We start from the raw sequence: 15,320 nt of genomic DNA, 5'->3' as shown, positions 1-15,320 counted from the left end.
GGCTCAATTGCTCACCGAGACAACATCGATCACCGAGGAAACGATTCTCGTCGCCAACCTCGAAACCCGCTACTTCGCCGGAGGCCCCGACGACGGCGTTCCCGTAGTTTTCCTTCATGACGGCGCCTGGGGCGGTGCCTCCGACGTGACCTGGAGTCACGTCCTTCCGCTCGCCGCGGAGAAGTTCCGCGTCATCGCCCCCGACTTCCTCGGCTACGGCGGATCGGCCAAGTCGATCCGCGTGGACGTCTCGCCGTTCGCTTTCCGCATCCGCCACGTCTTCTCGCTGCTCGATTCCCTGGGGATCACCGAGCCGGTGCACCTGGTCGGCAACTCCTTCGGCGGATCGATCGGCCTCCGTGCGCTGGCCGATGAGAGCTACCGCGGACGGATCGCCTCGGTCACCACGATCAACGGCACGGGCGGTCCGTGGAAGGCGCCGGACATGACCAGGATCGGCGACTTCGACGGCACCCGGGCCCGGCTGGAGGAGATCCTCGACATCCTCTGCGACGCTTCCGACGGCAAGGAAGCCCAGCTCGATGCCCGCTTTGGCTGGGCAACCGCGCCCGGGCACTTCACGGCCATGCGGGGACCGCACATGCCGGTACCCGAGGCATTGAAGGTTGTACGTCCGGCGGATCCCTACCCCGCACCGCTTCAGGGCGTCTCGACCCCCGTCCTGCTCGTGGAGTGCACCGGGGACACGCTGCTGGAAAGCGGCTGGTCTAAGAATCTCCAGGCGGCGCTGCCCAACGCACAGGCCGAATTGTTGCCGTACAAGCACTGCCCGAACATCACCCACCCGCACGAGACCTGGAACCTGATCGCCGCGTTCCTCGAATCGACCATCGAAGGCGGCAAGTAATGGCGGAAAACGGCTCCTCTCCGGCCCTTGTCCTCAGCGGCGGATCCTCCGGCATCGGCGAGGCGTTGGCCGCGGACCTGCGGAAGGATTGGGCGGTTACCTCCGTCTCCCGGTCCCTGCCCAGCAACCCCCTTGACGGGGTCAACTACGTTGCCGGCGATGTAGCCGGCGATGCCCCGCAGGCAGTGCGCGAGTCCCTGGCGGCGCAGGGCCGGACCAGCATCCATTCCCTCATCCACTGTGCGGGCGTCGGTGTGTTCGGCCCGTTCATGGAAATGCCCAAGGCCGAGTGGGAGCGTGCGCTGCTGCTGAACCTGCACGGCACCCTCAACTTCATCCAGGGTGTCGCTGACCTGGTGGAGGACGGCGGCAGGATCGTGCTCTTCTCCTCCGGCACCGTGTTCAAGGCCCCCGCCGGCGCGGCGGCCTACGCGGCCTCCAAGGCCGGCATCATCGGGTTCTCGCGCAGCCTCGCCGCTGAGATGGGCGCACGGAACATCACCGTCAATGTGGTCGCCCCCGGGCTGGTCATGACCCCGTTGGCGACCAAGCTCGCCGGCGGCGAGGAAGCCAACATTAACACCCGGGCCATCAAGCGGGCCGCAGTGGTGGAGGACTTCGTGGGCCCCACCCGGTTCTTCCTCTCACCCGGCGCCTCGTTCGTGACAGGGCAGACGCTGGTTGTCGACGGCGGCTCGATCCGTCGCTGACCCGCCCAACACTCCAGGCCGCCGGCCCCACACCCTTCCCGGGGGGTGGGGCCGGCGGTTTTTGGCGTGCCATGAAAGCACTTTGCCGTGCCTCTGCACACCCATGGCCCCCATGGAACGCACCCTCCCGGGTGGCGGACCGCCCGGGCCGGAGTGAATGCTCTGCAGACTCCTGCATCCTTGCCTGGACGCCCGGGTAACGCGAAATCCCGGCACGTGCCCCGTTGCCTGGGCGCGTGCCGGGATTCATAATCCAGGCGTTCATAGAATTGGACCCATGGGGGCGGCTGCCGCCCCCCGGCGGGGCCTGAGCCTGACTAGGACATGGGCGGGAAAAGCAGGGTCCCGGCCACCGCCACCGCCAGGATCACCAGCGTTGCCAGTGCCGCGAGCGCCAGCGATCGGCTGCCCGAGCCCATCAGTCCGCGGATGTGGACCCCGAGGCCGAGCCCGAACATGGCTGCGGCAAGCAGGAAGGTCTGGGCCATCTGGGCTGCTTCGAGCAGCTGGGCTGGCACCGTCCCCGTGGTGCGCAGCAGCATCGCCGCAATGAAGCCGACGACGAACAACGGCACCAGCGGGGGTGTCTTGGTACCCTCCACGGCGTGCTTCTTCCGCATGTAGATGCTCACCCCGGCCACGATGGGGGCGAGGGTGACGACGCGGGCCAGCTTCACGGTGACGGCCACGGCCAGGGCACTGGAGCTGACGGCTCCACCGGCGGCCACCACCTGGGCGACCTCGTGGATCGAGGCCCCGACGAGCATGCCGATGGATTCCTCGTCCATGCCAAACAGTGCGCCCACCGCGGGGACGATCGGGATCATCAGGGTACCGAAGAGGACCACCAGCCCGACGGCCGTGGCCACCTGGTCCTGCTTGGCCTTGGTGGCACCTTCCGCGGCGGCCACGGCCGCCGCACCGCAGATGGAGAACCCTGCGGCAATCAGCAGGCGCTGCGGCAAATCGATGCCCAGCGACTTGCCGATGAGCATCGTGGCCCCGAACGTCACGCCAACGCAGAGCACCACCACCAGCAACACTCCCGGTCCCAGTCCCAGGATGGTAGAGAGCGAAAGCTGCAGCCCCAGCAGCACGATGCCCGTGCGCAGCAGCTTCTTGGAGGACACTGTCACCCCGGGCATCAGGATCTCGGGGACGTGCAGCGTGTTGCGCCAGATCGCGCCGAGCAGGATGGCAATCAGCAGCGGGCTGGCCCCGGGCAGCAGTCTGGAGGCTGCCAAAGCGATTGCCCCGCCGATGATGCAGGCGGCGAGACCTGGAAGCAATTGGCGAAACTGCTGCGCAGAGGCCGCTCCCGGGGAGGATTCCTCAGCCTTGGGCAGGGAGACATTCCGCCGGGACTCTACTGATACATCGTTGTGTCGCATACAAACGAAGTTGTCATGCCGGACTCATCGCCGGTAGACACAGCCCGACCATCACGGACATATGATGTTGATATGGATGCCGCTTCGGGACAATCACCCGGGATAGAACACTGGATACAAATGTCTTCGCTCGCGCTGCTGGTCGGCATTGCCGACCACGGCAGTCTCAGCGCCGGCGCACGCTCCGTGGGCATGGCCCAATCGAACGCGACACGGGCCATGAAGACCCTGGAGCGACGCCTGGGATTCCCGCTGCTTGACCGGGCAACGACCGGTTCGAAACTCACGCAGGAGGGAGTGCTTACCGTCGAATGGGCGCGCGACGCGCTCCAGAGCCTCAACACCCTATGGACCGGGGCGCAGGCGCTGGCTGCCCCGGCGGACCGGGAATTCACGTTCGCGGCCAGCATGACGGTGGCCGAGCACCTCGCGCCGACGTGGATCGGCCGCTTGCACGAGGCCGATCCACGAATCAAGACCAGGCTGCGGGTCATGAATTCCCGCGAGGTAATTGCCGCCGTGCAGAACCGTGACGTTGCACTCGGGTTCGTCGAAACCCCGGATGTACCCCCGCACCTATCGTCCGCGACGGTATGGACCGACGCACTTGTGCTCATAGCCCCTCCCGGCCACCCCTGGGCCACCCGCCGGGAACCTGTCACCCTGCAGGAGTTGGCGGCAACACACTTGTTGGAACGGGAAGCCGGATCGGGGACCAGGGCCTTCCTCGACGAGCGCGTCGGTACAGCCAGGGCCACGCCGATCGTGGAGTTCAACAGCAACTCGGCGATCTGCCAATCGGTCTCGGCTGGCATGGGACCGGCGGTGCTGAGCCGGTTGGCCGTGGAAGGATCCCTCCGCATGGGCAGCTTCATTCAGGTGCCCCTGCGAGAGGGCAACCTGGTGCGGGACCTGCAGGCCATCTGGCAAGGTCCGGCCCCGACGGAAGGACCCGCAGCAATGCTGCTGGGCATCTGCGCGCAGGCACGGTCCGGCATCTGAGGGGCCACCCGGGAGCGACAGGAGAGTAGGGGACCGGCCCTGCCATGAGGCCCGACGGGGTGCCAAACTGATTTCATGCGGGACCGTAAGGTTCGAGTGCTTTGTGACCGGCGACTGAATCCCCCTGAAGATGTGATCAGGGTAACGTGGTCCTTCCTGGCAGATTTTGGCCGCGACAAATGAGGAGAACGTGCCATGAGATTTTCGCAACTGCGCTACCTGGAGGCAGCATTGCGGACCGGTTCGTTCCGGCAGGCTGCCAAAGAGCTTGATATCTCGCAGCCGACGATCACCAACCAGGTGCAGCGGCTCGAAGAGGACCTGGGCGTCATTCTGGTGACCCGCGGTGCCAAGGGAGTGCGTCCAACCTATGCGGCAGAAAGGATCCTGCCGCACGTGGTGGCGGCAGTACAAGCCGAGAGAATGCTGCGCGAGGAAGCCAGCGCCATCGGGGGCCTGAAGCTGGGCACCGTCCGGCTCGGCACGGTCCCAGCAGGATCCCAGACCATTCTTCCCAGAACGGTCAAACGGCTGTTGACCGAATTCCCCAATGTGCGCTTCGAAGTGGACGAGGGTCCATCGAAGCTGGTGGTTCGCGGCGTCCTCAGCGGCCACTTCGATGTTGGTTTGGTCACCCGTCTGCCCGGTATCGAACTGACTCCGGGCGAAGACGCCTTGCTGCACCACATCGATCTCACCACCGGTCGGCTGGTCCTGGCAGTGCCCGAGGACCACTGGCTTGCGGGCAAGGACGACTTCGAGCCCGCCGACCTGGAAGGGGAGGCACTGATTTTTCCCGCAGAGTCCAGCATCCTGCGTGTGGCCTTTGAGCGAATGCTGGAGGGCATTGAGTCCAGAGTCGTCTACACAACGCCCAACGCAGAGGCAGCACAAGCCATGGTGCGGGCCGGCGTCGGAATTTGTATGGCGAACACGCTGCTCGATTCGACCATTAGCGGAAACGGCGTCGCGCTCGTACCGCTTCCCTACGAATGGGCGCATGCCCGTACATCCGCCATCGTCAGGAAGGACGAGGCCAGGTCCTCGGCCGTGCAGGCGTTCCTTCGCCTCCTGCGGGAAGTGGCCAAGACCATCTAGCGGCCGTAGGGGGAGCGGCGCCCCGCCGGTCCCACGGCGGCTGGCGCCTTCCACGGTGCCCCCACCCGGCGCAGGTCCAAGGGGTTCCTTGCACCCGCCCGCCTGCAGCGTGATCCCGACCGCATTGCCGCGGTTCGAGCGGACCCATGGCGACCTTCCGATAGCGCAGGGGTATCACCCTGCCAGCGCGGACGAGCTTCCCAGGGCCGTGCTGGCTGGCGAGACTGAAGTCACACCGGGAGTGAGAGCTTGCCTCCCGGATCCGACCTTCAGTGAGGTGCCCTAGTTGTTAGTTGAAACAGCCCAGCCGAGTAGCGCCGACACCATCGTCGAGTTCATCGCACAGGCCAGGAACAGAGAATCGGCCATGTTCACCGAAGCAGAGGGAAAATCCCTGCTTTCGGCATTTGGGATCGATACGCCCCAAGGCGTCGAAATTTCAGTGGGACAGGAGCTTCCGGTCCACCTTCGCGAACCGTTGGTCGTCAAGGCGGTCTCGGCGACGCTCGTGCATAAGTCCGACGCCGGTGGAGTCCGTGTGGGCGTTTCCCGCGCCGAGCTCGGCGAAGTTGCGCTGCAGATGCGCGGGAGCCTGGCCGATTTCGGGCACGAACTCGATGGCGTGCTTGTCGAGGAGATGGTGCCGGCCGGCCACGAAATCATCGTCGGCGCGGTCCGTGCACCCGGACTTGGGTGGACCGTCATGGTCGGCCTTGGCGGCGTCCTCGTAGAGGTCTTCGAGGACGTGGCCTTTGGCCTCGCGCCCCTGTCGAACAACCAGATCCTGGACATGCTGCAGGAACTGCGCGGCATGAAGGTGCTCAACGGCGCACGCGGCGGCGTGAAGGCCGACATCCCGGCGCTCGTGACGCTGATCTCCCGCCTCGCCGGCCCCGAAGGCCTGCTGGCGTCCCTTCCGGATGATGTTGTGGAAATCGACCTCAACCCCGTGATCGTTTCCGACACCCGCGCCGTGGCCGTGGATGCACGCTTCGTTGTTGGCCGTCTTGAGGTCGACGACGGCGCAACCGCTGTTCGCAAGGATGGCCGCGCCACCGACTTCTCCCTGCTGTTCCAGCCCCGCCGCATCGCGGTCCTGGGTGCCAGCGGCAAGCGCCCGAACCTCGCCAACCGCTTCATCCGCAACCTCCGCGCCGGCGGCTTCGACGGCGCCATCATCCCGGTCCACCCGGCCGCTGACGAGATCGAGGGCCTGCCCACCATCGCCTCGCTGGCCGACGTGGACGAACCCATCGACTACGCCTTCGTGGCACTGCCCGGCGCACGCGTCGCCGAGGCTCTGGGCCAGGGCGCCGGCAACGTGCGTTTCGCCCAGGTCGTCTCCAGCGGTTTCGGCGAGGTCGAAGAAGGCAAGAACCTCGAAGCCACACTCGTTGCAACCGTGCACGAGGCAGGCATCCGCCTCATCGGCCCGAACTGCCTCGGCACCCACGCCTCGGCCGGGAAGCTGTCCTTCGTCCCCGAAGCCCCGCTGACCCCGGGAACCACCGCCGTGGTGTCGCAGAGCGGCGGGCTCAGCGTTGACATCCTGCGCGTCGGCGCCTCCAGCGGCATCGACTTCCACTCAGTGGTCAGCATCGGCAACAGCGCCGACGTCAGCGCCGCCGAGCTCGTCGCCTCCCATCTGGGCAATGACGAGGTCCACGTCATCGGCCTGTACCTGGAATCGCTCAGCATTGCCCGCGAGGTACTGGACGTGCTCAGCTCCGCCGAAACCCGCAAGCCGGTCGTGCTGCTGGCCGGCGGACGAACCAGCGGCGGATCGCGTGCGGCCACCAGCCACACCGGCGCTCTGGCAGGCAACCACCGGCTGTGGCCGGCCATCGCCCGCCAAGCCGGAATCACCCTGGTGGATTCGCTCACAGACTTCGCCACCGCCCTGCACGCACTCTCGACGGTCGACCTCAGCGTCAAGCCGAACGGCAACGAGGCAGTCCTGTTCGGCAACGGCGGCGGAGCCAGCGTGCTCGGCGCCGACGCCCTGGACCGCCAGGGCATTGCCACCACGCCGCTGCCGGAAGCGGTCATCGCCGAACTGGAATCCCTCAAGGTTCCGCCGGGCAACGGGTTCCACAACCCGATCGACGTGCCGGCCGGAACGCTGGCCGTCAAGAGCGGCGGCGTGGCCGGGGACATCCTTAAGGTCGTCCTGGCTGGCAGCGAACCCGCAGTGCTGATCACCCACCTGAATGTGGGTATCATCCAGCGCAACCTCGGGGCCACCCACGGCGATGTGACGGGAACCATCATCGACTCGATCGCCGCGGCCCGCGACGAATCACCATCAAACACCCACCAGCTCCTGGTTCTGAAGTCCGACGGCAGCGCCGGAACCGGCGACATGGTCAAGGCCTACGCCCAGCGCGCACGACAGATCGGCATCCCGGTCTTCGGGGCCTTCGAAGACGCGGCACTGGCCTCACGGGCAGTGCTCGAACAGAGCAAGCAGATCCACCAGGCGTCGCTTGGCGCAGACGGAAGGCAGTAGAGATGACAACCGAAGCAGTCAAGACCGGCGTGGTCGACATCGAGGAAGCCAAGCTCACCCGCGAGCAGGAGCACGAGAAGAAGCGCGCCGCGGCGTTGGCCATGGGCGGTACCAGGAAGCTTGAGGCCCGGGCCGCCAAGGGCGAACTAAACGCACGCGAGCGCATCGCGCTGCTGCTGGACCCGGGAACCTTCCGCGAGAGCGGGTTGTTCGTGACCTCGGCCGTTCCGGCGGACCGCGACAAGACCCCGGCCGACGGCAAGATCACCGGTACCGGCGAGGTTGACGGCCGACGCGCGAGCGTTGTCGCCTACGACTTCACTGTCAAGGGATCATCCTCGTCCCCGATCAGCAACAAGAAGATGGCCCACTTCAAGGAACTGGTCGTCAAGACCGGCCAGCCGCTGGTCTACCTCTCCGAATCCACGGGCGTTCGCATGCCAGACGCCATGGGCGGCACCGGCATGGGCAGCGCCAGCGGCAAGACGCGCTTCCTACGCCAGCGTGAAAGCCCGTGGGTCTCCGCGGCCTTCGGCTATTGCTTCGGTTCGGCCGCCTGGCACACTATGGCCTCCGACTTCGCGGTCTTCCGCAAGGGGGCCGTGCTCGCCGTATCCAGCCCCAACCTGGTCGCCCGCGCCACCGGCCAGCAGGTCGACGCCCAGGAACTCGGCGGCTGGAAGATGCACGCCGAGGTCACCGGCTTCGCCGACGCCGTTGCGGACACCGACGAGGAAGCGATCGAACTGATCCGCCGCTTCCTCTCCTACCTGCCCTCGCACAATGGCGAGACCCCGCCTCTCGCGCCGGTCCCCGCCGGATCCGGCGAGCGTGCGGAGGAGATCAAGTCGATCGTCCCCGAGTCCCGAACCCAGACCTACGACGTGCGCAAGGTCATCGACATTGTCGCCGACACCGGCTCGGTGTTCCCGATCAAAGCCCGCTACGGCAAGTCCCTGGTGACCTCGCTGGCCCGCATCGGCGGCCAGTCCGTCGGCATCATCGCCAACAACCCGATGCTCAAGGGCGGCGCGCTTGACGGTGCCGCCTGCGACAAGGCAACCAGTTTCCTGGTCCTCTGCGACTCCTACAACATCCCCGTGGTCATGCTCGTCGACCAGCCCGGCTTCCTGATCGGCCTCGAGGCCGAGCGGAGCAAGGTTGCCGGCAAGATCATCAACTGGATGAACGCTCTCTCGCTGGTCACCGTGCCGAAGATCGCGGTCACCATGCGCAAGAACTACGGCCAGGCCCTGATCAACATGGGCGGCGGCGGCACCGCCGACGCCACCGCCGGCTGGTGGTCTTCCGAGGTCAGCTTCATGGATCCGACCTCCGCAGTCTCCGTGGTCCACGGCATCACCCCCGAAAGCGATCCGGAGATGTACGAGTTGCGCCTCGCGGAGATGAACAAGGGCACCGCCGCCTATGACGTGGCCCAGGTCTTCGGCTTCGAACAGGTCATCGATCCGTCCGAGACGCGCGAGTTCATTCTCGGCGCTTTGAAGGACCACTACCGGGCCCGGAGCAACGGCGTGGGCGAACACCTGTTGCGCACCTGGCCGACGAGCTTCTAAGGAGGGATCACCATGAATTCATTTCCGGAAAGCCTGCTGATCGCCAACCGCGGCGAAATCGCACGACGCATCATCAAGACGGCAAACCGCCTCGGTGTCCGCACTGTCGCCGTCTACCATAAGGTCGACGCCGGCCTGCCGTACGTTTCCGAGGCCTCCCTGGCCATCGAGCTCAAGGGCGACGTGCCCGTGCAGTCCTACCTTGACCGCGGGCAGATCATCGCGATCGCCAAGGAAGCGGGCGCCACCGCCATCCACCCCGGCTACGGGTTCCTGGCCGAAAACGCCGGGTTCGCCCGCGAGGTCGCCGACGCCGGTCTGACCTGGGTCGGCCCCTCGGCCGACGTCATTGACGTGATGGGCGACAAGGTCGAGTCCCGGCGGGCCGTCGCGGCTGCAGGCGTGCCGATCAGCGGCGACGCGGGTGCGGCCCTGAAGACCGGCGATGAGGCCGTCGAGGAAGCAGAACGCGTCGGCTACCCGGTCATGGTCAAGGCCTCCGCCGGCGGCGGAGGCATCGGCATGGCCGTGGCCCACGACGCCGACGAGCTGCGCAAGGCCTTCGAGAACACCAAGTCGATGTCCGAGCGCAGCTTCGGCTCCGACCGCGTCTTCGTCGAGCGCTTCGTCGAGTCCGCACGCCACGTCGAGATCCAGGTCCTAGGCCTGAAGGACGGCACCATCGTGGCTCTGGGGGAGCGCGACTGCTCCACGCAGCGCCGCCACCAGAAGCTGATCGAGGAATCCCCGGCGCCGCACCTGGCCCCGGAAACCCGCGCACGGCTCATCGAATCGGCCATCGCGGCCGCAGGCTCGGTGGGCTACCGCAACGCGGGCACCGTCGAGTTCCTGCTCGACACCCGCACCGGCGACTTCGTCTTCCTCGAGATGAACACCCGCATCCAGGTGGAGCACCCGATCACCGAGCTCACCCACGGTGTCGACCTGATCGAGCAGCAGCTGAGCATCGCGGCTTCGGGCACCACCACCGCGGACTTCAACCCGGTGTTCCGCGGACACGCGATCGAGCTGCGCATTTGCGCCGAGGACCCGAAGAAGTTCTTCCCGCGCCCCGGCCCTATCGACGGCTGGATCGAACCAAGCGGCGAGGGAATCCGCGTGGATTCCGGCTACGCGGCCGGCACCGAGGTCACCCCGCACTTCGACTCGCTGATCGCCAAGGTCTGCGCGTACGGGGAAACCCGGGAAGAGGCACTGGCACGGGCCATCAAGGCTTGCGAGGACTTCGAGATCGAGGGACTGGTCACCAACCAGCCGTTCCTCGAAGAGATCCTCGCCGATCAGGAATTCACTGATGGACGTTACGACACCGGACTGGTGGAACGCATCCAGCAACGACTTAAAGAACAGGCCAAGCTGGCCAAAAGGAGCGCATGAAAATGGCAGAGACAATTCAGGCAGACATGGGTGCAAGCGTATGGAAGATTCTCGTGGCGCCGGGGGACCGGGTGGAGGAGGATGACGTCTTCATGATTCTCGAAGCCATGAAGATGGAAATCCCGGTCACGGCGGAGGACTCGGGCACTGTTCTGGCCGTCCACGTGTCCGTGGGCGACGTAGTCGCTCCAGGGCAGCCGCTGATCAATTTCGAGGCGGAATAAAGGCATGTCGATCCCCAGCACGTTGAAAGCGTGGTCGGTCACGGAACTCGGTGAACCGGTCGATGCCCTCCAACTCGTTGAACGCGCAGTGCCCGAAGCGGGCGAAGGCCAGGTGGTCGTGCGCGTCCTCGCCTCGGCGGCGAACTTCCCGGATGTGCTGATGTGCCGCGGCGTCTACCAGGTCAAGCCTGAGCTGCCCTTCACCCCCGGACGCGAGGTCTGCGCCGAGGTCGTCGCCACCGGTCCGGGCGTTACCCGCGCAGCGCTGGGCGACCGGGTGCTGGGCCTGACCACACTTCCGCACGGCGGATTCGCCGAGTACGCGTTGATGGACCAGGACAAGGTGCACCAGGCCCCGGCCTCCCTCGATGATGCGCAGGCTTCCTGCCTGTTCATCGGCTACCAGACCGGCTGGTTCGGTCTGCGCCGGCTGGCCCGGATCCAGCCAGGCGAGACACTGCTGGTCCATGCCGCGGCAGGCGGGGTGGGCAGTGCGGCCATCCAGCTCGGCAAGGCCGCCGGCGCCCAGGTGATCGGCGTCGTCGGCGGCGAGGCCAAGGCCGAATACGCCAGGAAGCTCGGCGCCGATCTGGTCATCGACCGCCGCACGCAGGACTTCGTTGAGCAGGTCAAGGTGTTCACCGGCGGCAAGGGCGCGGATGTCATCTACGATCCCGTCGGCGGCGAGACCTACCAGCGCTCAACCAAGTGCATCGCGTTCGAAGGCCGGATCATTGTCGTCGGCTTTGCGGGCGGGGAGATTCAGTCTGCCGCCCTGAACCACGCACTTGTGAAGAACTACTCGATCATCGGCATCCACTGGGGCCTGTACAACACCAAGAACCCGGCGGCGGTCGATGAATGCCACCGGGAGCTGACCAAACTGGCGGACGCGGGAGCCATTAACCCCTTCGTCAGCGAAAGGTTCACGTTGGACGGCGTACCCGCCGCACTTCAGCGGCTCGCCGACGGTAAAACCGTGGGCAGGGTCGTCATGGAACACGCCGGGAGCAACCGGTAGCCACGTTGTTTCAATGCGGGCAATGAGGACCGCAAAGGCCGTCAGGCACGAATCAACCACACAGGAGTAATAATGTTTGAGTCACAGAATGGTGGATCGCCCTTCAGGGGTCCGCGGACGTTGGACAGCGCGCTATCGCGGCGTTCGCTGTTGCAGTATTTCGGCCTCGGCGCGGCGGCGATTGGCTCGGCCTCATTGCTGACGGCCTGTGGGGGCGGCGGCGGTTCGGCTTCCGCTGGCGAGGCGCAGAAATTCGCCGTTGCCGCTTTCCCCGGCGACGCGTATTTCCTTGATGCAATTAATCTTGCCAACAACGATTACGCCAAGCACCAGCTCGAGGTCCCCAAGCACCTCAGCCCACAAAGCGGCGTCCAGGCATACCAGCTGCTTGTCGCCGGCGCCGTCGATGCATACGCATCGGACACGCTCCTGCTGATGGCAACCCACGCGAACAGTTCGAAGGGCAAGCGCCCGCTTCTCGTAGGGTTCCGGACGGTCGAAACAACTTACGGGATCGTCGGCAGCAAGAACTTCAGCTGGCCCGGGCCCGAGGCGAGTTTCGAAGAGAAGATCGCGTCACTGAAGGGCAAGAAGGTTGGTGTCTCGTCCGTTGGCGCGGGTGCCGACCTGCAACTGAAGCTTGCCCTTGAGCTGGCAGGCATGAAGTACAGCGACGTCACTGCCCTGGCCGTGGGCCCCACCGCGCAGGCGATTCCTAACCTGAATGCCGGGCGGATCGATGCCTACGTCACCGTCCAATGGACTGCCACGCGCTTTGTCGCCCAAGAGACCGGCGGGAAGATCCTGATTGACTTCGCCGAAGCGAACGTGCCCGAGCTGATGCGCAACCAGGCCGTGGTCGCGATGGGCGTCCGCGAGGAAATGGTGCTGCAGCATCCGGAAGTCGTCCAGAACTGGTTGGCTGCCCAGGACGATGCCAGCAACTGGGTCATCAACAACAAGAAAGCCGCGGCCGATCTGCTCAACACCTCCGGGCTCGGCGGCAAGGCGCCAGACATCGCTGCGGCCTACGTCGAGCACTATGCGAGCGAGGTGGCACCCAAGCTCCAGCCGACGTTCAAGGCAACGAAGGAGACCGTGGACCGCATGGCCGAACTTGCCCTGCGCTTTGGCAGCGTCAAGGAGGGCGACATTACCTATGAGGCGCTCGTCCCGGAGTTCGCCCGGGCATGAGTGATGTGATGAAGACAGCAAACGACGGCGGCGTGGCGACGCGCCAGGGATCGCCCACCGGGCTCGACCTTGACCGTCTGGGGGATTGGTTGGCCGGGGAGTGCCCCGGACTCGTTGAGGGGGAGCTTTCGGCCAGCCTGATCCAGGGCGGAAAATCGAACCTGACGTATGAGGTCACCGACGGTGTCCGCCAATGGATTGTGCGCCGCCCACCGCTGGGCACAATCATGGCCACCGCCCACGACATGCGCCGCGAGTACACGATGGCCGATGCGCTTCGAAATACAGATGTCCCGGTGGCGAGGATGTTTGCCTATTGCGGGGACAAGGACGTCCTGGGTGCAGACTTCTACATCATGGAGCGGATCGAAGGCGTTCCATACCGTTATGCCGACGAGATCAAACCGCTCGGCGAGGCACGCACGGGGGCTATTGGGACCGAGCTGGTGCGTACCTTGGCGAAGCTGCACCGCGTGGATCCCGCCGAAGTTGGCCTGCATGACTTTGGCAGGCCCGAGGGCTTCCTCGGTCGCCAGGTGAAGCGCTGGAAACAGCAGCTCGATGCATCCTTCACCCGTGAACTTTCCGGAGCGGACAAGCTTTACGAAAAGCTCGTTGCCGCTGTGCCCGCCGAGTCCGCCTCGGGAATCGTCCACGGCGATTTTCGCCTGGACAACGTGTTGATGGGCGCCGACGACCTGCCGGCCGCAGTCATCGACTGGGAGATGGCCACGCTCGGGGACCCGCTGCTGGACTTGGCGCTGATGCTGATCTATCAGCGGCGCGCACGCATCGTGGCAGCTCGGGCGTCGACGGACCCAGCCACCTACGACGTGACCATGGCGCCGGGCTACCCCTCTGAGGACGAGATCATGGCGCTGTACGAGGCAGAGAGCGGCCGCTCTCTTGACGGATTCGGCTTCTATCTGGGACTGGCTTGCTTCAAGCTGGCAGGCATATCCGAAGGCGTCCGCTACAGACACATCAACCGCCAAACTGTTGGCGAGGGCTTCGAAGACAGCGGCAGCACTGTGCCTTTGCTGCTGGGACTCGGGCTCGAATCACTAAAGGAGTATAAGTAGATGGATTTCTCAACGGACGAGCGGACCGAACTCCTGAAGAAGGAGCTTGTCGACTTCATGTACGGGCACATCTACCCGGCCGAAGCGGCCTACCAGGAAGAGCTGGACAATCTCGAGAACCCGTACGCGTTCTCGGAGTCCCCGATCCTGCAGAAATTGCGCGCTGAAGCGCGCAGCCGTGGCCTGTGGAACCTGTTCCTGCCCGGCGAAGGAGGGGCCGGGCTGACCAACGTGCAGTACGCCCCGCTGGCCGAAATCACCGGCCGCAGCCGCACGCTTGCCCCGGCTGCACTGAACTGCGCGGCCCCGGACACCGGCAATATGGAATTGCTTGCCGAGTTCGGCACCGAAGAGCAGAAGGAAAAGTGGCTCAAGCCGCTGCTCAACGGCGAAATCCGTTCGGCCTTCGCCATGACGGAACCCGCCGTCGCCTCCTCGGATGCGACAAACATCGAGACGTCCATCGTGCGTGACGGCGATGACTACGTGATCAACGGCCGCAAGTGGTTCATCACCGGTGCGATGAACCCGAACGCCAAGATCCTGATCGTCATGGGCAAGACCGACCCGACCGCCGATCGCCACCGCCAGCAGAGCCAGATCCTGGTTCCGCGCGACACCCCGGGCGTGAACATCAAGCGCGGCATGAAGATCCTCGGCTTCGAGGACACCTACAACGGCGGCCACGCCGAGATCGTGTTCGAAAACGCTCGGGTCCCGGCGACAAACCTGATCGGCGGGGAAGGCGATGGATTCGCCATCGCCCAGGCCCGTCTGGGCCCCGGCCGCATCCACCACTGCATGCGTGCCATCGGCATGGCCGAGCGTGCCATCTCCATGATGTGCGAGCGTGCCGACAGCCGTGTTGCCTTCGGCAAGCCGCTGAGCGACCAGGGAGTGATCCGCGACTGGATCGCCGAGTCCCGCGTTCGGGTCGAACAGCTGCGCCTCATGGTGCTCAAGACAGCCTGGCTTATGGACACCGTTGGCAACAAGGGAGCCCACACCGAGATCCAGGCCATCAAGATCGCCACCCCTTCCACCGTTGAATGGATCCTCGACAAGGCGATCCAGGTCCACGGTGCAGGTGGCCTGTCGCAGGACTTCTTCCTGTCCTCCGCGTTTGCCTATGCGCGCACACTCCGCTTCGCCGACGGCCCCGACGAAGTCCACAAGAACTCGTTGGCCCGCAACGAACTCAAGCGCCAGCGCGCCCGCCGTGAGGCCCGCGCCAACACCTAAGATG

General features: G+C 65.5%; 13 protein-coding genes. 12 read left to right on the top strand and 1 reads right to left on the bottom strand.

What is annotated here, in order from left to right:
• The first annotated feature begins 7 nt into the window (after positions 1–7).
• Positions 8–868, top strand: coding sequence for an alpha/beta fold hydrolase (locus tag AC1DRE_RS21215; protein ID WP_476986478.1), 861 nt, complete (start codon positions 8–10; stop codon positions 866–868).
• Positions 868–1,578: an SDR family NAD(P)-dependent oxidoreductase gene (locus AC1DRE_RS21210; protein WP_476986477.1), complete on the top strand. Its 711-nt coding sequence runs from the start codon at positions 868–870 to the stop codon at positions 1,576–1,578. The genes AC1DRE_RS21215 and AC1DRE_RS21210 overlap by 1 nt, the downstream gene beginning before the upstream one ends.
• Before the next feature lie 317 nt (positions 1,579–1,895).
• On the opposite strand, the gene AC1DRE_RS21205 is transcribed toward AC1DRE_RS21210, so the two are convergent.
• Positions 1,896–2,969 (bottom strand): YeiH family protein, encoded by a 1,074-nt coding sequence (locus tag AC1DRE_RS21205; RefSeq protein WP_476986476.1) that lies wholly within the window; start codon positions 2,967–2,969, stop codon positions 1,896–1,898.
• 120 nt (positions 2,970–3,089) lie between these two features.
• Between AC1DRE_RS21205 and AC1DRE_RS21200 the strand changes: the two genes are divergently transcribed.
• The 10 genes from AC1DRE_RS21200 (at position 3,090) to AC1DRE_RS21155 (ending at position 15,316) form a co-directional block, all read left to right on the top strand.
• On the top strand, positions 3,090–3,971 hold the full coding sequence (locus AC1DRE_RS21200) for a LysR family transcriptional regulator (RefSeq protein ID WP_476986475.1): 882 nt from the start codon (positions 3,090–3,092) through the stop codon (positions 3,969–3,971).
• Positions 3,972–4,166: 195 nt separating this feature from the next.
• Entirely contained in the window at positions 4,167–5,069 is a 903-nt protein-coding gene (locus AC1DRE_RS21195; RefSeq protein ID WP_476986474.1) for a LysR family transcriptional regulator, read from the top strand.
• Between the two features lie 286 nt (positions 5,070–5,355).
• On the top strand, positions 5,356–7,578 hold the full coding sequence (locus tag AC1DRE_RS21190) for an acetate--CoA ligase family protein (RefSeq protein ID WP_476986473.1): 2,223 nt from the start codon (positions 5,356–5,358) through the stop codon (positions 7,576–7,578).
• A gap of 2 nt (positions 7,579–7,580) precedes the next feature.
• Positions 7,581–9,155, top strand: coding sequence for an acyl-CoA carboxylase subunit beta (locus tag AC1DRE_RS21185; protein ID WP_476986472.1), 1,575 nt, complete (start codon positions 7,581–7,583; stop codon positions 9,153–9,155).
• Between the two features lie 12 nt (positions 9,156–9,167).
• On the top strand, positions 9,168–10,553 hold the full coding sequence (locus tag AC1DRE_RS21180; RefSeq protein WP_476986471.1) for an acetyl-CoA carboxylase biotin carboxylase subunit: 1,386 nt from the start codon (positions 9,168–9,170) through the stop codon (positions 10,551–10,553).
• Positions 10,554–10,555: 2 nt separating this feature from the next.
• Positions 10,556–10,777: a biotin/lipoyl-binding carrier protein gene (locus tag AC1DRE_RS21175; protein ID WP_248760868.1), complete on the top strand. Its 222-nt coding sequence runs from the start codon at positions 10,556–10,558 to the stop codon at positions 10,775–10,777.
• A gap of 4 nt (positions 10,778–10,781) precedes the next feature.
• Positions 10,782–11,798, top strand: a complete 1,017-nt coding sequence (locus tag AC1DRE_RS21170; RefSeq protein ID WP_476986470.1) for an NADPH:quinone oxidoreductase family protein — start codon at positions 10,782–10,784, stop codon at positions 11,796–11,798.
• A 72-nt stretch (positions 11,799–11,870) separates the two neighbouring features.
• Positions 11,871–12,992, top strand: coding sequence for an ABC transporter substrate-binding protein (locus AC1DRE_RS21165; protein WP_476986469.1), 1,122 nt, complete (start codon positions 11,871–11,873; stop codon positions 12,990–12,992).
• An 8-nt stretch (positions 12,993–13,000) separates the two neighbouring features.
• Positions 13,001–14,074 (top strand): phosphotransferase family protein, encoded by a 1,074-nt coding sequence (locus tag AC1DRE_RS21160; protein ID WP_476986468.1) that lies wholly within the window; start codon positions 13,001–13,003, stop codon positions 14,072–14,074.
• Positions 14,075–15,316: an acyl-CoA dehydrogenase family protein gene (locus AC1DRE_RS21155; protein ID WP_476986467.1), complete on the top strand. Its 1,242-nt coding sequence runs from the start codon at positions 14,075–14,077 to the stop codon at positions 15,314–15,316. It begins immediately after the preceding gene.
• Positions 15,317–15,320 lie beyond the last annotated feature (4 nt).

This window comes from Arthrobacter sp. P4_H3, assembly GCF_056400885.1.
Note: the sequence above shows the minus strand (reverse complement) of the source record. Positions and strands in the feature narration are given on the sequence as shown.